Consider the following 21,240-nt stretch of genomic DNA (forward strand, 5'->3'; position numbering starts at 1 on the left):
GATATTAATTTCACATCAAAGAGTGACGTCTAAATATCAAACCGTTATTGAATAAAAAACAGTCAATTAAGCCACGGAGAATAAGCGTTATCATTTACCATCACTTCTGGAGTAAAAAATTCATCAATATCGGTTATAAAAGCGTTATGCACTGTATTATTTTCGAACAATATCCACAGTGAAAATGTTATCGACTAATCTAAAAAATAATCAATAACCTTATTGTCCCCTGTTAAAAATCTCAAAAATATATAGTTAAAAGAATCAGTCTAGATTAACAACACAATAAATATGGATATAATTCAAGCAAAAAAATATCAATAATAAAGAAGAACAATAAAGCCAATATCATGACATTTTCTCTTTACACACAAAAAAGCCATCCTAAAAAGGATGGCTTTTCACCTTATAAACGCGGTCAGAAACTATAACGAATCCCCAAATGCCCACTATATGGCGTTTCAATATGGCTACCGTTGGAGTAATTAATTTCCCCATAGGTTGACCACTGATTATCCAGTTGAGCGGTTAAACCAACGCCGTATTTACCGACTGTTCCGGACATATCATTACTGAAACGTTCGGTATCATTGATAATGACATCGTTATTCTTCTGGAATTCATGGCTTACCGCCAGACGGACATAAGGCTTAAGCAAAGCCCCACTGTCTAGCACAAAGGCGTGACCAATCGTGGTACCCACTTCAGTTTTCAGCGACTGCGCACTATCGGCTTTCGCTTTCATACCGCTGTCCAGCTCATAGCTTGTCTTACCGCCACGGAACGCCGATCCCATGATATAAGGCTCAACAAAATAGCTGTCTAATTTAATGTGTTTACCCACTTCGACTGATGCACCAAAACCATTGGTATTATCGCTTCCGCTGGTTTTTCCACCGTTGAAGTTAGCGTTATTTTCCGTTTTAAAGCGGTTGGCTTTTAACACCCCATCGACGTAATAACCAGAGTCATGCATCCAGGTGGTATAAACACCGAGACCATAGCTGTCCACTTTGCCATCACCGCTGCGGGAATCCAATTTAGAGTGAGTGTAGGAGAACAGACCACCAATCAATAAACGGCTGCCTTGCAGTTCAATGGCACGATCGCCACCTAACATCACCCCGTTCATATCTTGTTTATAACCAACGTTATCGGTAGAAACGCGATAGCGACTGGTAATATATTTACCCCAGGTGCCATTTTGAGCTGAACGGTTGTCACGCAGATCGCCTAAGCGAGTTCTTAAAGTAGACAGTTCGCCATCCCAAATGGTTGGCGTTACGTTGGCCATAGCAATAACAGATTTCGCACTCTCGGACAGTTCTGGCGTTGGGTTTGGCGTGACAGAACCACCGCCGTTGTCACCCGGAGTACCTGGATCGGTAGGGTCTGTTGGTTCAACTGGTGCAGCCGTTGGAGACAGATACCAATTATCAGTGTCTGTATCATCACCCTGAACCAAATAGTATTTATAAGCACCCAAATCGACGCTGCCGTTAAGCAAAGTAAAGTGCTCAGCGTTACTACTATTGGCATAGATCAGATGATAAGGATCAACCCCAGCAACAGAACGTTTTAATTCCACGCCGGAATCCATCACCTTGACATTAAAACGGCTGTTAACATCCAGCGGATCGCTGATGCTCAAGAAGTCACCCTGCCCGCCGTTAATGTTGGTGTTCATCACAAACGTACCGTTACCGGATAACGAGATCAGTTCCAAGCGATTGTATTGACCCGCGTCGCTACCATCCCGACTGCCGAAAATAACGGAAGCATCATTTAAAGTGAGATGTTCGATTTTTGCTCCGCTGGTGTCACTGGCACCAAGATAAACGGTAGCGCCACTGCTTAAATCTAAACGTCCTTTAGAAAAAGAGTCACTATCGATATGGATAACTGAGCTATTACCAGCCACTCGTGTATCCATAATAATACCGCCGTTATGGACAAAAAGTTCGCCACTATTCACCAATGAATTTTCAGCTAAGGCGTCCAGCCCCCGGACAGAAAGAGCACCACCATTTAGGATGGTATTGTTTGCATAGGCAGGTGCTAATGGATTACCGGTTGTTGCATCATTTAACGCATCAATATAAACGTTACCGCCAGATAATATATTGGCATTTAAAACGTTCCCTTTGGCATACGCCCAAATAAGTCCACCGTCGCCGACGGTTGTGTTAACTGAGGAGCCATCACTAAAAACTCGTTGTTCTCCATATAACATGGTATCTAATGCGGAAACATTAACGCCAGTAATTGACTGAAATCCTCCAGCCTCAACCAGTGTGTTTTTTACTAATCCTACATTATTGGGTAAGCTCGCCGGGAAATAAACATATTGCTCCCCACCTTTTTTCACCACGGTACCGCTAACTTTGTCAGTACTATAAACATACTGCTTACCACCCTCATTTATGATGGTATTGTTGGACTCACCGTTATAATAAATGTATTGCAAGCCACCGCTATTAACGATGGTGTTATTTGCGACCCCATCATAATAAACATTCTGTCTACCTTGGTCGGACACCTGAGTATTGTTTGCGGTTCCTTTATCAAAAACATACTGTAAACCACTATTTTTAACGATGGTATCGTTAGCAACGGATAACTCACCCTGTTTAAAATACTGTAAATTTGCAGCATTGCCGCCAGTAGCCCCAAAAACAAGCATGCGACCGCCGTCAATTAAACTATGATTAGCCACACCGCCTTGAACATAAATATCACCGCCTTTATTCACTACGGTGTTATTAACCACAGCCCAACCCCAACGTTCGATAGGCATCTCTTGACTAAAATCATCAGACCAACCGCCAGCCGTTACTCGTCCGTTATTATTAACAATAAACCTGTCCTGGCTGATCAAACCACCATACTGAGTTCCTAATGAGACGCCGGTTGTGCCACCGCCATCACCAATGACCGTATCAGCATTAACATAAGAAGAAATGACTAACGGGAATAACGCAAGAAAAAGCGGAGAGTATTTATATTTCATAATATAATAGCATCCATTCATTATGTTATATTTAACAATATTTATTTGTTAACTTATTGAATTAATTTGGTATTAATTCGAAAAGAAGATGTGCTATTTATATTTAATATAATTAGCACATCTAACTATCGGTTGTTATTTAATGACAACATCAGAAGCTATAGCGAATACCTAAATGCCCACTATATGGTGTTTCAATATGGCTACCGTTGGAGTAATTAATTTCCCCATAGGTTGACCACTGATTATCCAGTTGAGCGGTTAAACCAACGCCATATTTACCGACGGTGCCGGACATATCATTACTGAAACGTTCGGTATCGTTAATAATAACGTCGTTATTCTTCTGGAATTCATGGCTTACCGCCAGACGGACATAAGGCTTAAGCAAAGCCCCACTGTCTAGCACAAAGGCGTGACCAATCGTGGTACCCACTTCAGTTTTCAGCGACTGCGCACTATCGGCTTTCGCTTTCATACCGCTGTCCAACTCATAGCTTGTCTTACCACCACGGAACGCTGATCCCATGATATAAGGCTCAATAAAATAGCTGTCTAACTTAATGTGTTTACCCACTTCGACTGATGCACCAAAACCATTGGTATTATCGCTTCCGCTGGTTTTTCCACCGTTGAAGTTAGCATTATTTTCCGTTTTAAAGCGGTTGGCTTTTAACACCCCATCGACGTAATAACCAGAGTCATGCATCCAGGTGGTATAAACACCGAGACCATAGCTATCCACTTTGCCATCACCACTGCGGGAATCCAGCTTAGAATGAGTGTAGGAGAACAGACCACCAATTAATAAGCGGCTTCCTTCCAGTTCAATGGCGCGATCGCCACCCAACATCACCCCGTTCATATCTTGTTTATAACCAACGTTATCGGTAGAAACGCGATAGCGACTGGTAATATATTTACCCCATGTGCCATTTTGAGCTGAACGGTTGTCACGCAGATCGCCTAAGCGAGTTCTTAAGGTAGACAGTTCGCCGTCCCAAATGGTTGGCGTTACGTTGGCCATAGCAATAACCGATTTCGCACTCTCGGACAGTTCCGGCGTTGGGTTTGGCGTGACAGAACCACCACCGTTATCACCCGGAGTCCCTGGATCGGTAGGGTCTGTTGGTTCGACTGGTGCAGCCGTTGGAGACAGATACCAGTTATCAGTGTCAGTATCATCACCCTGAACCAGATAGTATTTATAAGCACCTAAATCGACGCTGCCGTTAAGCAAAGTAAAGTGCTCGGCGGTACTGCTATTGGCATAGATCAGATGATGAGGATCAACTCCGGCCACGGAACGTTTTAATTCCACACCAGAATCCATCACCTTGACATTAAAACGGCTGTTAACATCCAGCGGATCGCTGATGCTCAAGAAGTCACCCTGCCCGCCGTTAATGTTGGTGTTCATCACAAACGTACCGTTACCGGATAATGAGATCAGATCCAAGCGGCTGTACTTACCGGCATCACTGCCATCCTGACGGCCGAAAACCACCGAGCCATCATTCATCTTCAATGTTTCAACCGTTGCAGTTGATTCGCTGGTATTGGCATTATGCTCAATATATAGCGTTGAATTAGCACTCTGTAAGTCAACGTTTCTAGCCCAGGCTCCTTTGCCGCCTAAATTCGAATTAGTCCAGGCATGTACATCACCACCCTGCATGGTCAAAGAACCATCTACCACATCCAGTGAACCGGTAGAATATGCGCCATAAGCAATATAGGAAGAACCACCGTTTTGAACGGTCGTATCTTGAAGATGGCCTAATTCGGCCGCCACTTGGCTACCGCCATCAACAACGGTACCAATGGCATCAGCATAATATCCAACTCGCTGTTCACCACCGGTAAAAATAGTGGCATTTTTAGCGATTTGATCGCGCCCTACCCAGCCATCAGTTTCCACCCACTCCTCGCCGACCCAACCGCCTTTTTTACCGCTCACGATTTGTAAGCCATAAACCTGCGCATTTTCAGCCGAGCCCGTATGGATTCGCTGCGTACCTCCGGCATAGATAACCGCATCTTTAGAGACTTGATTTGATCCTCTTAACTTCAGATCGGCATCTGACTCCCATTGACCGTTTCTCCAATCACCATCAACAGCACTAATGACCTGCACACCATAAACATGAGCCCCTTCAGAAATACCAACCTGAAGTTGCTGACGCGCACCACCATAGATAGTGGTATTGCGATCGGAAACCGAATCACCACCTGCTCCGGCATAAACACGTTGGAATGCACCGTTATAAAGTGTGGTATCAATCGATAAACCACTCGCTAACTGGTAACTACCGTTGCCTATATGGGCATTTATCGAGGTGCCACCATAAATAATTTGTTGGCCACCATTAATGACAATCGTGTCTTCAGCAACGACATTACTCATCACTGACATCTGCATAAAGCCGCCATTAATGTAGTTGGCTTGAGCATAGCTAGAGCTACCTAACGTAAGCTGCCCACCCGCATTAACTAAAGTATTATAGCCTTTAGAACTATTACTCAGCGTCAATTGGCCGCGATCTTCAAGCACCGTATCATAGGCCGTCGTTGACCCCGTCATCAATAAAATGCCGTTGTAAACCTTACCATTGTTGGGATCAACGATACCGCCTTTAACCGTGCTACCAATAACAACACTGCCGCTGTTTACCGTGACTTGTAATGAGTCAATCGCGTTATTCAAGCTATAAGAGCTATTACTCACATCAAGTGATTGTATTCCCGAACTAGGAAACCACGTTCTGGTGAATGTCTTACCGTGAATATACTGATTACCAGTAATAATAGAGGTGTTCTTATTTGCCCATTTGTCTGAAGCTATCGGCCAACCATCGGTATTAGCGGAGTCGTTTAAAATAGCATTCACATCCGGTGTTGCTACCTTAGACGGAAAGGCTTCAGGAGGAACTTCAACAGAATAAGCGGGAAGAGAAACTGCAAATAACGCAGGTAGCGCTAAAACTAACTTATTTAACTTCATATCTAAATCCTTTTGGTTACCACTTGCATCCAAAACGTTTTTCTACGCAAGGCAAAATCAATTAAAACAGTTGTTTATTCAACCAAAAATAAACAACGGCTTTAAAATAAGCCATACAAAGTCATTGTGTGCGGATGTTAGCATACATACAAAGTTAAATGACAGCACAAAAAATGTCAAAAATACAAATTAGTGGTTTTTACGATCGTCTTCAAGCCAAAAGAACAATAAAAACACCCAAACGACCAGAATCCACAGGAGATTGAATGATAAAAAAACAAACCATTAAAATATAAAATACATATTAATCAATACGTTAAAAGATACCAATAAGAGATTTAATGCTATTAATATATATACTCAATTGATAATCACCATAAGTTATAGATAAAGATCGGTCATAATAAAAAATAAACTAATCTGTTGCTGGATATAAAAACAACAAAATTTAACTTAATAAAAATAAAGAGATTGCATTATAACTAGTTTTCAATAATGACATTAAATGTTCGTAAGCTAATTCATTGAAGCACTACACATTATTCGAATAAAATAATGATCCGATGCGGATATATGGACAGCAAGGATTTAATAACAAAAGTAATAATAACAATAATGAATTAATTTGAACGAAATATAATAAAAAACAGATGCTGCTCAAAGTAGGTAACCCCGTTTAGATTAGTCGTTATATCCCCCCTCAGTGTGAATCATAAATTGGTACGTTCTCTGAGCAGTTGCACCCATTAAATATTTTCTTTTCCTATGTAACAACAACACTATCAAGGCCAGATAAAAAATAGCCACTTACCTATCAAAGACAGGTAATGGCTATTCATCATCAATGTATAATGGGCTAAATGATTATCTTACTTCCAGAAGTCAAACTTACCTTTAAAACCTGACTCTATACCTGAAAATACGCCTTCCACAAAACCACCCAAAGTAAAGCCTGCTAAATGCCCTACCGTTTCACCGGACAGGCCAATACCTGAGGAAGCAATCAATTTGATACCCGCACCTAGCGCAGGAGAAAAACGATCGGCGGCACTCTGAACCAATTTAATACCGGTATCACCTAAAGCTTTACCTAAAACGCCACCGACTGAAGCAAACGAGTCCTGAATAAAACCCGCACCACTTACCTGTTCAATTTCAACTAAATTGAGTTCTCTCATTACTTCATCCTTAAAATAGAGGAATTACTTCTTGTTAAACAAAGAATAAATCCAGTTTACTGGTACCGCAATGATGCCACCGATGGTTCCACCAATCTTATCGCCCACCACTTTCCCTGCCGTACGAGAAGGTAGATCAACAACAGCATAGACTGCCTTCCATAAGGCATCGCCAATAATTCCTGCACCATTTACATGCTCTATCTCTTTACAAGAAAGTTCTCTCATATTAAATCCTTAGCTAGATAATTATTTTATTCCTAAAAAGCCTTACTTAAACGTAAAGTAAAGGTGAAATATATGCCTATTTCGTTACTGAATATATATTAAAGAAAATAATGAGAAAGTTATTTTTATCTAAAACCACAAAAATAAGTAATTAGAAAAAATAACTTATCAAAAGAAATAATTAAAAATAAATAAATACATGTGAAATATAATCAATAATAAATATTTACTTACCATTAAAATAAGTAAAATTAAATCATTACGTATTAAAACTTACTCGCTTTCAAGAATATAAATATGACGATCAACATCTCTCTGGCTAACACCCAAAGTTCGACAAATTTCTTCTCGACTTCTCCCTTCGGCAATTAATGTTTTAACATGTTTAGCAATGTTACCTTCATGGCCTTGATAGATATAACTCACCTGAAAAGTCTTATTGCACATCATACATAAGTATCGTTGCAACCCAGAGCGGGCTTGACCATGACGCCTGATTCGCCCGCTGTGCTTGCAGTGATGACAAACGGGAGGTTTAATATCCATAGTCTTCTCCTTTTTAATAAAAGCATTGTGTCCATTCTTAGTTTTCAAAATTTCTAGATAATCGACTTACCTAAACACCTATAGAATAAAAATCAAAAAAACTTGAGCAATAAGGTTGGAATCATACCCTAAGGCAACATTTTTATACCCAATAACAACAACTATAAACCATTAACCAAAGAATATTAACCCACAACACATCACCCTTATCATAAGCCACCTAATAATAATACATAACACAGGTTAATCAAACCAATGAAACATTTAAAAACCCGAGAGACCCAAGTATATAAAACCACTTTCACCAATAAAAACAAAAGTAAAAGCAATAAGATCAAATTAACCTATCAATGAATTTAAACACTCAAGCCAAAAAATAATTAACCTAAAGCAGTTAAAAGATAGATCTAAATTTTGGTGTAAGTTGTGCGCTGCCATGACCTGAACTAATCTTAATTATGCATTCAGACTTTCTGAAGGATAAAAAACATGGTGAAAAAACGATTTATTGCTATTGCATCATTATTGGTACTTTGTGGTCTGCTATCGGCTTGTAATACCACCCGAGGTATTGGTCAGGATATTGAAGCTGGCGGGGAAGCGATACAGCGTAGCACCTATTAAATGCCTGGATATACACCGATGAAAAACCCTCTGAATGGAGGGTTTTTCATTAGTAACGCTTGTCTTTTAAGTAAATTTCATTCATTCGATTTTAGATAATCTGAAATCTCTCGCTTAAGATCACTATTGCCCCCTCAGTTTGTCGGATAGCAAACCATAGAGAGCGATATATATGTAAACGTAAAGTTACTATTAACAAGTTGCGTCTGCATCATTGCCAGGTAAAATGAGGCGCTTGGTAATTCGTAAGGTAATCGTTTCAAGGACTCATGGCTCAGCAACAGCGTATCGCAAAGTGGTTTTTAATATTGGCTTGCCTGCTGGTACTCGTCTGTACAGCACAGCGCATGGCCAGCTTGCATATGCTCAGCAAATACTCATCCAGCGATACTGCGGCATTAGTACAAGCACAAGATGACCAGAGCCAATCAACCTCCCCTTGTGAATTAAGCGCTAAATCATTACTGGCAGCAAATAGCATGGCGGGAGAACACCTGTTCTTTGCTCTGTTATTATTTATTACCTTACTGCTTGAACCAGCGCGCCAACTTCGTTTACTGATACCGCCACTGCGCGCCGTCTCTTTACCCCGGTTACGGGTTCATCTCAGGCTATGCATCTTCCGGGAATAAACACGTCTGTCGTTCGCTAATGACGTAGTAATTTTATTTTCGGAGAAAACTTATGTACCTATTTATCAGGGCGCTGGCGTTAAGCCTGTGTCTGTGGCTACCCGCCGCATGGGCGGCCGATAGCGGCTGGCTTAAAAGCCCACAAAATGAGCACGCTCAAGTTCGCTTGATTGCAGAACCATCAACCAACGGTTCAGTGCGGTTATTGCTGGATGTACAGCTTGCCGAGGGGTGGAAAACCTATTGGCGCTCTCCCGGTGAAGGTGGTGTTGCTCCCACAATTCAGTGGCAAACGCCGGTTGAAAATCTGACCTGGGGATGGCCGATACCACAACGTTTTGACGTTTCAGGCATTTCAACCCAAGGTTATCACGGGGATACCGTCTTTCCACTTACGCTACAGTTGCCAACGGCAGAACGACGTTTGCAGGGTATTCTCACGCTATCCACCTGTAGCAACGTCTGCGTATTAACCGATTTTCCCTTCGATCTGGATCTAACACAGTCAGCGCCACAAAACTTCGATCATGCATTTACCCAAGCTATGGGGAGTTTGCCGCTGAATGAAGGAATGATCGACAGTGCACAAGCGGGTTACCACAATGGTGAGCTGCGCATTAGCGCTATACGTACTGAGGGTTGGCAAAAACCGGAGATCTTCTTTGATGTTCCAGAAGAAACCAGCTTTTCCAAACCCAAAATACAAATCGATGGCGATCGCCTGCTGGCCACGGTACAGGTTACCGATGGCTGGGAAGGCAGTTCACCTGATTTAAGCGGACAAAACCTCAGTCTGGTACTCAGCGATGGCGGATTAGCCCAACAAACCACGCTAAAAGTCAGCGATATCTTACCCACTTCCATCTCTTCATTAGGATTAGGTAGTGCGATTATATTTGCCTTGCTGGGCGGACTAATTCTAAATCTCATGCCTTGTGTTCTACCGGTGTTGGCAATGAAGCTGGGCTCGGTGCTACAACTGCAAAACCGCGAACGCACGGTGGTACGACGTCAATTTCTGGCTTCCGCTACGGGTATTTTAGTCTCGTTCTGGACATTAGCCGGACTGATGACCGCTTTACGTCTCAGCCAGCAGGCGGTTGGTTGGGGAATTCAGTTCCAAAACCCATGGTTTATTGGTTTGATGGTACTGGTTACCGCGATATTTAGTGCCAATCTGTTTGGTTTCTTCGCCATTAATTTAGGCAGCAATACCTCTACTCGTTTAGCCACGGCCGGAGGTCAGGGACACGGCGGTCATTTTTGGCAAGGCGTTTTTGCCACTCTGCTGGCAACCCCCTGCTCAGCGCCATTCCTCGGCACTGCGTTGGCTTTCGCTCTGGCAGCGCCATTAACCGATTTGTGGTTAGTATTTAGCGCACTGGGTATCGGCATGAGCCTCCCTTGGTTACTTATCGCCGCGTTCCCTATCGTTGCGCGACTGTTACCTAAACCGGGCGCGTGGATGAACCGCCTGCGAGTTGTTCTGGGATTGATGATGCTGGCCTCCAGCATGTGGTTAATCAGCCTGTTAGTTACGCATATTGGCATCTCAATAGTGCTCAGCCTTATCGGCGCATTGCTGCTTATTTTACTGGTTCTGACCGGTATTCATTATGGCCGTAAGACGCTATTTATCTGGGGAGCCGTGCTGTTATTAACCACCGGAGCCATCTTGGCAACTGGGGCGTTAACCGCCAACTATTGGCGCTCGCCCATGACCGATAATGTGCAGTGGCAACCATTAAGTGAACAAGCCATTACTCAAGCGCTACAGGAAAACAAACGCGTGTTTATCGACGTTACCGCAGATTGGTGCGTAACCTGTAAAGCCAATAAATACAATGTGCTGCTACGCGATGATGTGCAACGAGCACTTAATCAGCCGGATATCGTTGCGCTACGGGGTGACTGGACCAGACCCTCCCCTGAAATCAGTCAGTTCTTACAAAAACGCGGCGTTGCTGCCGTGCCGTTTAACCAAATCTATGGTCCCGGTCTGCCCAACGGCGAAGTGTTATCCCCGTTACTTGACCGTCAAACCCTATTAGAAACCCTTTCCAATGCTAAGGAATAATACAATGAAATTAACGCTCTCAACTTTATTGAAAACCAGCGTACTGGCTCTTGCCTCCATGAGTTTTATGGCCACTGCGGCACCGCTGAGCGCAGAACAACAGGATCAGGTACGTGAACTGATTCGCGATACGTTGGTTAACAACCCACAGATTTTAGAAGAAGCGGTAACCGCATGGCAGCAACAAAGCGCTGAACGCGCCAGCGTTCAACTCAGTACCGTGATTAAACAAAATAATGATGCCCTGTTTAATGATTCCGCCAGCCCACGTATTGGTGCCAAAAATGCCAAGCTCACGCTGGTGCTATTTACTGACTACAACTGCCCTTACTGCAAACAGTTCGACCCGCTGGTCGAGAAAATCGTTAAAAAATATCCTGATGTAGCGGTAGTGATTAAGTTACTGCCGTTTAAAGGTGAGACGTCACAAATTTCAGCCCAGTATGCCCTGACGCTATGGCAACAAAACCCCGCCCGTTTTACCGCCCTTCATCAGCGTTTAATGTCTAAAAAAGGCTACCATAGCGACAGCAGTATTATCAGTGCGTTGAAAGCCACTGATAATGCTTCATTAAAAATCGATGAGAAAACTACCGCTGAAGTACGCAACAGCTTAGGGTTAGCCGATGCGTTGGGCGTACAGGGAACGCCAGCCACTCTGATTGGTAATCAAATGATCCCTGGCGCTATCAGCTATGAAGATTTAGAGCAGTTAGTGAAAGCTGAACTGGCGAAGAAATCATAATGCGTTGGAAAAAATGGGCCAGAGAGCTGGCCATTTTTATTCTGGTGCTAACGGCCCTGATATGGGGAATGGATCAATGGCGTAAACCAGCGCCACCGTCTATCGCCACGCTGCCTGAATTAACCTTGACCAATGGTCAAACCGTTTCTCTGGCAGAGCTTAGCGCAGAAAAACCGCTGCTGGTCTACTTCTGGGCAACCTGGTGCGGCATATGTAAGCTGACCTCCCCCACGGTGGATAAACTCAATGCCGATGGGGTCAACGTATTAAGCATTGCGATTCGCTCCGGTGACGACCAACGCCTAATGCGAGGTATGGCCGCCAAAGGATTCACTTTCCCAGTGGTTAACGATGAACAGGGACAGTTCGCCGCCGAATGGGATATCGGCGTCACACCAACCTTTGTGATTATCCATCAGGGAAAAATAGTCTCAAGTACCAGTGGATGGAGTAGTTCCTGGGGATTAAAGCTGAGAATGTGGTGGGCAAGTCGATAAAGAAATGATTCAGTGCGGGGGCTTATCTCCCCCGCTAGAGATCAAACGCCTCATAATGTGTATAATAGCCCATCAAATTTCGCGCCATTAAGAAAGCGACCATTTAACTTTCTGATATTAAACAATTTTAAGGTGATAAGAGTATGGGATTCAAATGCGGCATTGTTGGGCTGCCTAACGTTGGCAAATCAACCCTGTTTAATGCGTTAACGAAGGCAGGTATCGAAGCGGCAAACTTTCCGTTCTGTACTATCGAGCCTAACACGGGTGTCGTTCCCATGCCCGATCCGCGCCTTGACCAGTTAGCTGAAATCGTTAAACCTCAGCGCACTCTGCCAACCACCATGGAATTCGTTGATATTGCCGGTCTGGTAAAAGGCGCTTCCAAAGGTGAAGGTTTAGGTAATCAGTTTCTGACTAACATCCGTGAAACCGAAGCAATCGGCCACGTGGTGCGCTGTTTTGAAAACGACAATATCATTCACGTTTCCGGTAAAGTAAACCCGGCGGAAGATATCGACGTAATCAATACCGAGCTGGCCCTTTCCGATCTGGATACCTGTGAACGTGCGATTCATCGCGTGCAGAAGAAAGCTAAAGGCGGCGACAAAGATGCTAAAACCGAACTGGCCGCTTTAGAAAAATGCCTGCCACATCTGGAAAACGCCGGAATGTTACGCGCATTGGATCTGGATGCTGAAGAAAAAGCCGCCCTGCGCTATTTAAGCTTTCTGACGCTGAAACCAACCATGTACATTGCTAACGTCAATGAAGATGGCTTCGAGAACAACCCTTATCTGGATCAAGTGCGTGAAATCGCTGCCAGTGAAGGTTCTGTCGTAGTCGCCGTTTGTGCTGCTGTAGAATCAGATATTGCCGAGTTGGACGACGACGAACGCGATGAGTTTATGGCTGAAATGGGCTTAACCGAACCGGGTCTGAACCGCGTAATTCGCGCTGGCTACGAACTGTTAAACCTGCAAACCTATTTCACTGCCGGTGTTAAAGAAGTGCGTGCCTGGACTATCCCGGTTGGCGCTACCGCCCCTCAAGCCGCCGGTAAAATTCATACCGACTTTGAGAAAGGCTTCATCCGCGCGCAAACTATCGCTTTTGAAGACTTTATTACCTATAAAGGTGAACAAGGTGCTAAAGAAGCGGGCAAAATGCGTTCAGAAGGTAAAGAGTATATCGTTAAAGATGGCGATGTGATGAACTTCTTGTTTAACGTGTAATTGGTTTGGCTGTCTCATGACATCTTCGGATGGTTGATGACGGCAATGACTATGCTAAAAATCCACGCAATTGCGTGGATTTTTTTGTTTGAATAGCATCGTAAGTTTTTATACCAGCCCTATCGTTATTCATACACGACAAAAACTAGTTAGAAACTCTTCATAGCAGTAGTCCTAAAGTTGGAAGAATAACAGGACTATAATATAATCTTCCTAATCAAGAAAAGTTTGAGAACATTACCAATATTAATATATACATAATATGCCACTGATAGCACTTCATTTACTCTATCTAAGTAACGAAAAAATTGACAGCATAGCTTTTCTATATAAAAGTAATACCAAGATTAAAATAAATAAAATAGGGATGAGTCGATGTTAAATATAGAAGGTTCCTTAGATGCATTCTTTAACTCCAATAGCAATGTTTTAGTAATAAAGGGAGAATGGGGTGTAGGAAAAACTTTTTTTTGGAATAATTACTTTGATAAACATAAAAATTCATTAAGTCAGATTGCATACTCTTATATTTCATTATTTGGAAAAGACTCTCTTAATGATTTAAGAAAAGACATTTTTCATTTAGCGAAACCAATAAAAAAATTAAATGAAATTTCATCTTTCCTTATCAACCGCTCTAATGAGGTAAATGAAATTTATTCATGCATACCATGGAACAACCCCCAAAAAAGTATTATAAACAAAATACCAATATTGAAAAAAATAATTAAATATGCCGACAACGTTCCATTATTAAGTAATACTTCAAGAATGCTATCGAATTTTGAATACTCTTTAGTCGATAACTACCTTATTTGCTTTGATGATTTAGAAAGAAAGGGAGATAACTTAACTATTAAAGAAATCATGGGACTTATTGATGAATTAGCACAACTCAAAAACTGTAAAGTTGTCTTGATTTTCAATGAGGAGACATTACCAACAGAAAATGAAAAATTAACATTTCAATTATACAGGGAAAAAGTAGTCGATTTAGAAATAAGATATGCTCCCACAATAAAACAAAATTTTGATTGTGTATATTATAAAAAAGATAAAAACTATAAACAGTTATTAGAAATTTTCACCATATTAAATATAAAAAACATTCGATTTTTTAATAAAGTTAGAGAATTAATGAACTCTTTTTATAATGACCTAAAAGATGCTGATGATGAAGTCAGAAAAGAGTTTGTCTTACACGCTTGTATATTGTGTTGGGGATATTATCTATCACAAAAAGATTTACCCTATGATGAGCTAAGGCAAAGAATGACTAGGGATAGTTTTATCTCATCTTTTTATGGGAGTGAGGATAAATCTTTAGCAGGTGAAGCTTTTAAAGAATTAAGTTCAAAGATTCATATTTTCACATCTCCCTTTGATGATGATATCGACTTTTTTTTAAGAAATGGTTATCAGTATCCAGACAGTAGAATTAATGATTTCATTAAAGAAAAAAACAATAATGAGTATAAAAAGAGACTAAACAGAAAAATAAGACAAATATGGAATATTTATCATGATTCATTTTCCAATAATGAAAAAGATTTTTTAAACAGTATTTTTGATATTCTAAATACAGAAATTGAAAACATTTCACTAGGCGATTTTGACTCAATGATTTCTATTTTAAAAGATTTTGATGTTAAAGTTGAAAACTATATTAATGATTACATTAAGTTATCTTCATTAGAATATAATGAAAATGAGAATAATTCCGTCCATTTTAATTTAGCAATGCGTGATGTAAAAAATAAAGATTTAAGGGAAAAATTAATCAATAAATTCGAAAATAATAAAAAAGTCAATCTAAATCAAGTTGTTTCACGACTCGCATCAAGTAATGGTTGGAATCCTGATGATGTTTCTTATTTGAATTCGTTATCAACACAAGACTTTGTTAATTGGATAAAAGAACGGGAAAGCGATGTGGCAAACGATATTAGACGTGGATTATTAAAGTTCAAAGATTATAACGATAAACCAGCCTATATAGAAATAACAGATAAAGTTACTCATGCCTTAAAAATTATAGCCGCAGAAAATAAGCTTAATTATTTAAGGGTGAAGAGCATGTTTAATATAGATATCGCTGCTACAGATAAAACAAATCAAGAAAAATAATAAAACATCTAATAATACGGGGCTTATCCCCGTCGATCTCCCTTAACAAAACGGCGCCCCATGCCAACCGCACCGAGCGCCGAATTAACACCAATCCCACCCCGGTCTAACAAACAAAATCCCCATCATCCATCACCCGCAACGGGTCTATATCACTCTCTTTCTTAATTACCAGACCGTTCTCAGAACGTACACAAACACCGCCATAGTGACCGCCAACGGTGAAAGTACACAGTTGAATATAACGTCCATCGACCTCAGGCAAGCACCATAGCTGCTGGTAGATATTTTTCTGTCCGGCGAATTTTCCGGAGGTTTCATCCAACACCTGCTCATCGTGACTAATCAGTCCGATATTATTACCACAGCGTCCGGCAATCGGCTTGACTGCATACCCACTCTGCTCCAGTTCCGCGTTCAGCTCAAAATCCGCATCCAGCAGGTAACGATGATGTGGGAACAGCGACCAGAGCACCGGCAAAATCGCTTTATTACTGGGGATAACCGTCCACAGCGGCTCAAATACCATCACTTCAGGGCGCAACAGCACATCAATCAGCCGTACATTATTTTTCGGATGTCCGGTGCGAATAGGCAGCGCGGCGTGATCTTCCTCGCTCTCTACCCGCAACTGCTCCAATGCGGTTTCCCATGCCCAAGTTTTCCAAACGCAGTTCACTGGTCGATTATCGCCATCTACTAATAAACCGGCGGATTCCCACTGTAGTTCATCCAGACCGTGCAGGATTTTACTGGCGAAGCCCGCCTTGGTTAGTGCTCGCTGCATAAACTGAGCGTGATAGCTCTCCTCATCGTCATGATCCTGAAGGATATGAACAAATGGTCGTGCATCGCTATGCTTCCAGGCATCCGCTAGCGCATCAAGCAGATATCTTCCCGGATCGTCGCCCAGTACACCTCCGGCCTGCTGCGCCCATTTTCCAAGTATCAACCCGGTTTCGGCATGACAGGAGGCGGAATCAGCATTGTATTCATACACTTTAAGACCGCGCTCATCCATGCAAAAATCAAGACGCCCGGTGATCATATGATGGCGACGGCGCTGCCATGACAACCTCAGTCGAGGCCACAGTGCTTCAGGAATATCAAACAGCGCCAACAGATTGTCATCTTTCAACACTTTATCGGTGGCGTGTAAATACATGAGATGCAATTCGTTGGTCGCATGAATCAACTCCTGCTCAGCACTTTGGGAAATAGTAAAATAGCGGTATGGATCGGCGTTAAACACATGCCCATGGTTCGATTGTATATAGGCATGTTCCAGTGAGTCCTGTTCGTTCAGCCATGCACCGTTAAACTGCCCTTGATTGGCAACACGTTCGCTATGAATGGTCAGATAAGGTGCCGAGATCTGCGGCTGCGGTAGACTGTATTGGCTGTCCTCGGTCTGGATCATCCAGCCCAGAATTTCAGTATCGTCAAAACTGTCCTGAATAAAGTATTTTCCATCCTGATGAATCAGTGCTAATTCACGCGTCCACTGCTGTCCCGCCGGTAACGGACTGTGGCTCACATTCTGCTCCACCACTCGTACCCGATCGGCCAGTACCTGAGTGATGATCGCCACGTGCCCGGTATGTTCAAATTCACCGCCCTGCTGCCAGATCAACAAAGACCCCGCGACCGGCAATCGTTCACAGCCGTTGGCAAACGCTTGCAGAGGCAGAATATTATCGTTTACTACCTGACGTAAATAGCGCAATGAGAAGATCTCATAGGCCATTCTGACATCGGTAAAGACCGTTCCGTAGTTAAGGTAAAGAAAACGACGGGCAAACTCGACGCACTGCCACTTATAGCCCATATACTCATTATCTCGATAGCTTCTAAATGAAGCGTCATCAAGCTTATCCAGATTTTCTATCGAATCATAATCCGAGGAGTAAATGGCTACGCCGCCGGGCGCATAACCCAGCAGCGTACCGAAAGGGGCGTGTTTTACTGTGGTATTTTTACACATAGCGGGACCTTACATGAGTGTAGCCATTGCCATAGCAACAGAAATAAAAATCCATCTAAAATCTGCAGGCAATCTCCAGTCAGATTCACAATGTGGCGCTTGTTCTTGGTATGTGAACCGGTAGTCTGAACCCTTAAAGGATCAATGACAGTTATAATAGCACCGTTATCAATATAGCAAACTCGGTTTAGGCCACCGTAAGATACTTGCTAACGCTATGCCTTCATTCCCAGTCGTTTTGCTAAGCGATGCAAATTGCCGACATCAAGGCCTAACGCTCTTGCACTGGCGGACCAGTTCATCTGATTATCCTGCAATGTTTTAGCGATAGTCCGGCGTTGAAAGTCCTGTGTCACCTGCTGAAGATTTAATGATAATGGGGCATCTACCGTCGCTGTAACGCTACTTTTTGTCTCTTCTTTACACTCAGATATCGGTAAATTAAACAGATAGCGATACAGTAACACCTCACTTTGATTTTGTGCCGCTCTGGCTAAAACGGCCGCTCGTTCAATGGCATGTCTCATCTCACGTACGTTACCCGGCCAGTTATAACTTTCCAACATGGCAAGCGTATCTGGGGGAAGGCTAAGCTGTGTTAGCCCCAATTTATTGCGAATCTGCTCGACAAAGAATCCCGCCAATAACACAACATCACCTTTTCTGTCCCGCAATGGCGGAACATAAAGCGGAAATACGCTTAAGCGATGAAAAAGATCGACTCGAAAACGCCCCTCAACCACCGCTTGCTTGAGGTCACAGTTGGTTGCAGCAAGAATTCGTACATTAACCCGCTTGGTACTATCTTCCCCTACCCGTTGCAAATCGCCATATTGAATCACCCGCAAGAGTTTAGCCTGAAGTACCAGCGACAGCTCACCGAGCTCATCCAGAAATAACGTGCTGTTATCCGCCATTTCAAACTTACCGGTTCGGTTATGTATCGCTCCGGTAAACGCACCTTTAACATGACCAAACAGCTCACTTTCCGCTACGCTTTCAGGCAATGCCGCACAGTTCAAATACACCATGGGTTTAGCCGCTCGAGGCGATAAACGGTGTACCGCATTAGCCACCAGTTCTTTACCGACTCCCGTTTCACCGGTAATCAACACATTCAGCTCTGAGCTGGCAACCACATTAATCTCATGCTGAAGCTGCTGCATTGGTTTAGAAAGCCCCACCATCTCCTCATCGGCGCGATACACACTCTGTTTTCTGAGATCGGCCTCACCAGAGGTGGGCAGCGCCTGTTTTTCCAACATAGAAACCAAAAGCGCATTGTTTAGCGCTGACGATGCTAAAGCACCGATCAACCAAAGCTCCTCATCACTGAATATGTCAAACTGCGCCGGATTCAGGCTGTCAAACGTCAATGCACCGATTAATTCCTGATCGGCAAACAGAGGTAATCCTACACAGGCATGAACTTTAAGCTCATCGTGACCGGGTATCAAACCATCATAAGGATCGGGTAAATGGCTATCGGCCGGGAAACGTACCACGTTACCGGCACGGGCAATGGCTTCCAGTCGGGGATGAGCTGAAAGAGCAAATCGCCGACCGAGAACATCCGGTGATAAACCGTCGATAGCTAACGGCCTGAACTGCTGATTTTCATAGCGTAATAATGCCGATGCATCGCACTGTAATAGCTCTCTTACGCTGCTAATCAACCGTTGAAAACGATCTTGCCCGGACAGCCCATGCTGTAATTCGATTGCAATATTAGCCAAAGATTGAATTGATAAGTTCATAATTTGTCATTTCGACACAGTTATAGTCATTTTGACAATCATACTGCATTGTCAAAATGACTAATAGCTTTTTAATTATTATAAAAATCAATTAAATAATAGTTGGCATGTAGTTTGCAATAACCATAGAAGGAAACCATTTAATGTTAATTTAGGAAACCACCATGGCGATTCAAGTTAAAAACAATATCAGTTGGGTTGGACAAAGGGACTGGGAAGTGCGTGATTTTCACGGCACGGAATACCAAACGACTCAAGGGAGCAGCTATAACAGCTATCTGATCCGTGAAGGTAAAAATGTACTGATTGATACCGTAGATAAGAAATTTAGCCGGGATTTTGTCGCTAATCTGGAGCAAGAAATCGATCTTAATACTCTCGACTACATCATTATCAACCATGCAGAAGAAGACCACGCGGGCGCATTAAGCGAGCTGATGGCTCGAATCCCTAATACCCCTATTTATTGCACCACCAATGCTATCGACTCGATCAATGGCCACCATCACCATCCTGAATGGAATTTCCACACGGTGAAAACCGGCGATTCGCTGGATATTGGCAATGGCAAGCAGCTGATTTTTGTCGAAACACCAATGCTGCACTGGCCTGATAGCATGATGACCTATATGACCGAAGACGCGGTGTTATTCAGTAATGATGCTTTCGGTCAGCACTATTGCGATGAACACCTGTTTAACGATGAAGTCGATCAGACTGAACTGTATGAACAGTGTATCCGTTACTATGCCAATATCCTGACGCCTTTTAGCCCGCTCGTCGCACCTAAAATTCATGAAATTCTCGGTTTTAATTTGCCGGTATCCATGATCGCGACATCGCACGGTATTGTATGGCGTAAGAACCCAACCCAAATTGTAGAAAAATATCTCGAGTGGGCGGCGGATTATCAGGAAGATCGCATCACTATTTTCTACGATACCATGTCTTCTAATACCCGCATGATGGCTGATGCCATTGCTCAGGGGATTCATGAAACTGATCCGGCAGTGGCGGTAAAAATCTATAATATTTCCCGCCACGATAAAAACGAGATATTAACTCAGATATTCCGTTCCAAAGGTGTACTGGTCGGTTCATCAACCATGAATAACGTTATGATGCCCAAAGTTGCCGGTATGCTGGAAGAACTGGCCGGTTTGCGCTTTCGTCATAAAAGAGCTTCCGCTTTTGGCAGTTTTGGCTGGACCGGCGGTGCCGTCGATCGTATTCAAACACGTTTGATGGATGCCGGATTTAATATATCCCTCTCTCTTAAAGCTAAATGGCGTCCTGACTGTAGTGCACTGGAAGAATGTCGCGAGCACGGCGGTAAAATTGCCCGGGAATGGGCGCTGCACCCGCTAAACACTCCAGCGCCATTAATTTCATCGGCCAACAACGCCAATAAATCTGAAATAACGGCGGCCAGTGATGGCGTTTGTATGATATGCAGCGTTTGTCAGTGGGTTTATGACCCTGCGCTGGGCGAACCGCTACAAAACGTAGCACCAGGAACCTCATGGTCCGATGTACCAGAATCATTCCTATGCCCTGCTTGCGCATTGGGTAAATCAGTCTTTGATCCAATGTAAC

General features: G+C 42.9%; 15 protein-coding genes. 8 read left to right on the forward strand and 7 right to left on the reverse strand.

All coding sequences use genetic code 11. The annotated features are described in order from the left end of the window. Positions 1-418: 418 nt before the first annotated feature. The 5 genes from EL341_RS09735 to EL341_RS09755 all read right to left on the reverse strand — a co-directional run bounded on the left by EL341_RS09735 (position 419) and on the right by EL341_RS09755 (position 7,966). A complete protein-coding gene (locus EL341_RS09735; protein ID WP_164720453.1) occupies positions 419-3,010 on the reverse strand; it encodes an autotransporter outer membrane beta-barrel domain-containing protein in 2,592 nt (863 codons plus the stop codon). A 151-nt stretch (positions 3,011-3,161) separates the two neighbouring features. After that, positions 3,162-6,014, reverse strand: a complete 2,853-nt coding sequence (locus tag EL341_RS09740; protein WP_126467674.1) for an autotransporter outer membrane beta-barrel domain-containing protein — start codon at positions 6,012-6,014, stop codon at positions 3,162-3,164. 869 nt (positions 6,015-6,883) lie between these two features. Beyond that, positions 6,884-7,192: a hypothetical protein gene (locus EL341_RS09745; RefSeq protein WP_047781199.1), complete on the reverse strand. Its 309-nt coding sequence runs from the start codon at positions 7,190-7,192 to the stop codon at positions 6,884-6,886. A gap of 24 nt (positions 7,193-7,216) precedes the next feature. Further along, positions 7,217-7,420 (reverse strand): hypothetical protein, encoded by a 204-nt coding sequence (locus EL341_RS09750; RefSeq protein WP_047781200.1) that lies wholly within the window; start codon positions 7,418-7,420, stop codon positions 7,217-7,219. Positions 7,421-7,693: 273 nt separating this feature from the next. Continuing rightward, positions 7,694-7,966: a transposase-like zinc-binding domain-containing protein gene (locus EL341_RS09755; RefSeq protein WP_047781201.1), complete on the reverse strand. Its 273-nt coding sequence runs from the start codon at positions 7,964-7,966 to the stop codon at positions 7,694-7,696. A 489-nt stretch (positions 7,967-8,455) separates the two neighbouring features. Here EL341_RS09755 and EL341_RS09760 point away from each other — a divergent pair, with 489 nt between their 5' ends. From EL341_RS09760 to EL341_RS09790, 7 genes are all read left to right on the forward strand, one after another. Continuing rightward, positions 8,456-8,590 (forward strand): entericidin A/B family lipoprotein, encoded by a 135-nt coding sequence (locus EL341_RS09760; protein ID WP_047781202.1) that lies wholly within the window; start codon positions 8,456-8,458, stop codon positions 8,588-8,590. 269 nt (positions 8,591-8,859) lie between these two features. Further along, positions 8,860-9,222, forward strand: a complete 363-nt coding sequence (locus EL341_RS09765) for a hypothetical protein (RefSeq protein ID WP_047781203.1) — start codon at positions 8,860-8,862, stop codon at positions 9,220-9,222. A 52-nt stretch (positions 9,223-9,274) separates the two neighbouring features. After that, complete coding sequence (locus EL341_RS09770; RefSeq protein WP_126467676.1) at positions 9,275-11,299, forward strand: protein-disulfide reductase DsbD family protein; 2,025 nt, start codon at positions 9,275-9,277, stop codon at positions 11,297-11,299. 4 nt (positions 11,300-11,303) lie between these two features. Beyond that, the gene (locus EL341_RS09775; protein WP_126467678.1) at positions 11,304-12,044 is read left to right on the forward strand and encodes a DsbA family protein; all 741 of its coding nucleotides are present in this window, start codon (positions 11,304-11,306) and stop codon (positions 12,042-12,044) included. Next, positions 12,041-12,541, forward strand: coding sequence for a protein disulfide oxidoreductase (locus EL341_RS09780; protein WP_126467680.1), 501 nt, complete (start codon positions 12,041-12,043; stop codon positions 12,539-12,541). The genes EL341_RS09775 and EL341_RS09780 overlap by 4 nt, the downstream gene beginning before the upstream one ends. 143 nt (positions 12,542-12,684) lie before the next feature. Beyond that, a complete protein-coding gene (gene ychF, locus EL341_RS09785) occupies positions 12,685-13,776 on the forward strand; it encodes a redox-regulated ATPase YchF (RefSeq protein WP_047781207.1) in 1,092 nt (363 codons plus the stop codon). A gap of 375 nt (positions 13,777-14,151) precedes the next feature. Beyond that, a complete protein-coding gene (locus EL341_RS09790) occupies positions 14,152-15,903 on the forward strand; it encodes a P-loop NTPase fold protein (protein WP_126467682.1) in 1,752 nt (583 codons plus the stop codon). Positions 15,904-16,009: 106 nt separating this feature from the next. Here EL341_RS09790 and gss read toward each other — a convergent pair whose 3' ends face one another. Together gss and norR are read right to left on the reverse strand one after the other, a co-directional pair. Further along, the gene (gene gss / locus EL341_RS09795) at positions 16,010-17,887 is read right to left on the reverse strand and encodes a bifunctional glutathionylspermidine amidase/synthase (protein ID WP_126467685.1); all 1,878 of its coding nucleotides are present in this window, start codon (positions 17,885-17,887) and stop codon (positions 16,010-16,012) included. Between the two features lie 215 nt (positions 17,888-18,102). Next, complete coding sequence (gene norR / locus EL341_RS09800) at positions 18,103-19,644, reverse strand: nitric oxide reductase transcriptional regulator NorR (RefSeq protein ID WP_126467687.1); 1,542 nt, start codon at positions 19,642-19,644, stop codon at positions 18,103-18,105. Positions 19,645-19,808: 164 nt separating this feature from the next. Between norR and norV the strand changes: the two genes are divergently transcribed. Then, positions 19,809-21,239: an anaerobic nitric oxide reductase flavorubredoxin gene (norV, locus tag EL341_RS09805; RefSeq protein WP_126467689.1), complete on the forward strand. Its 1,431-nt coding sequence runs from the start codon at positions 19,809-19,811 to the stop codon at positions 21,237-21,239. The last annotated feature ends 1 nt before the right edge of the window (position 21,240 follow it).

It is taken from the genome of Pragia fontium, from assembly GCF_900638655.1.
In the GTDB taxonomy this organism is placed as follows: domain Bacteria; phylum Pseudomonadota; class Gammaproteobacteria; order Enterobacterales; family Enterobacteriaceae; genus Pragia; species Pragia fontium.

Excerpts from the sequence above, each read along its gene's own strand:
- EL341_RS09735 (WP_164720453.1), bottom strand. The coding sequence starts at position 3,010 with ATGAAATATAAATACTCTCCGCTTTTTCTTGCGTTATTCCCGTTAGTC.
- EL341_RS09745 (WP_047781199.1), bottom strand. The coding sequence starts at position 7,192 with ATGAGAGAACTCAATTTAGTTGAAATTGAACAGGTAAGTGGTGCGGGT.
- ychF (WP_047781207.1), top strand. The coding sequence starts at position 12,685 with ATGGGATTCAAATGCGGCATTGTTGGGCTGCCTAACGTTGGCAAATCA.
- gss (WP_126467685.1), bottom strand. The coding sequence starts at position 17,887 with ATGTGTAAAAATACCACAGTAAAACACGCCCCTTTCGGTACGCTGCTG.
- EL341_RS09775 (WP_126467678.1), top strand. The coding sequence starts at position 11,304 with ATGAAATTAACGCTCTCAACTTTATTGAAAACCAGCGTACTGGCTCTT.
- EL341_RS09765 (WP_047781203.1), top strand. The coding sequence starts at position 8,860 with ATGGCTCAGCAACAGCGTATCGCAAAGTGGTTTTTAATATTGGCTTGC.
- EL341_RS09750 (WP_047781200.1), bottom strand. The coding sequence starts at position 7,420 with ATGAGAGAACTTTCTTGTAAAGAGATAGAGCATGTAAATGGTGCAGGA.
- norV (WP_126467689.1), top strand. The coding sequence starts at position 19,809 with ATGGCGATTCAAGTTAAAAACAATATCAGTTGGGTTGGACAAAGGGAC.
- EL341_RS09755 (WP_047781201.1), bottom strand. The coding sequence starts at position 7,966 with ATGGATATTAAACCTCCCGTTTGTCATCACTGCAAGCACAGCGGGCGA.
- EL341_RS09740 (WP_126467674.1), bottom strand. The coding sequence starts at position 6,014 with ATGAAGTTAAATAAGTTAGTTTTAGCGCTACCTGCGTTATTTGCAGTT.
- EL341_RS09770 (WP_126467676.1), top strand. The coding sequence starts at position 9,275 with ATGTACCTATTTATCAGGGCGCTGGCGTTAAGCCTGTGTCTGTGGCTA.
- EL341_RS09760 (WP_047781202.1), top strand. The coding sequence starts at position 8,456 with ATGGTGAAAAAACGATTTATTGCTATTGCATCATTATTGGTACTTTGT.
- EL341_RS09790 (WP_126467682.1), top strand. The coding sequence starts at position 14,152 with ATGTTAAATATAGAAGGTTCCTTAGATGCATTCTTTAACTCCAATAGC.
- norR (WP_126467687.1), bottom strand. The coding sequence starts at position 19,644 with ATGAACTTATCAATTCAATCTTTGGCTAATATTGCAATCGAATTACAG.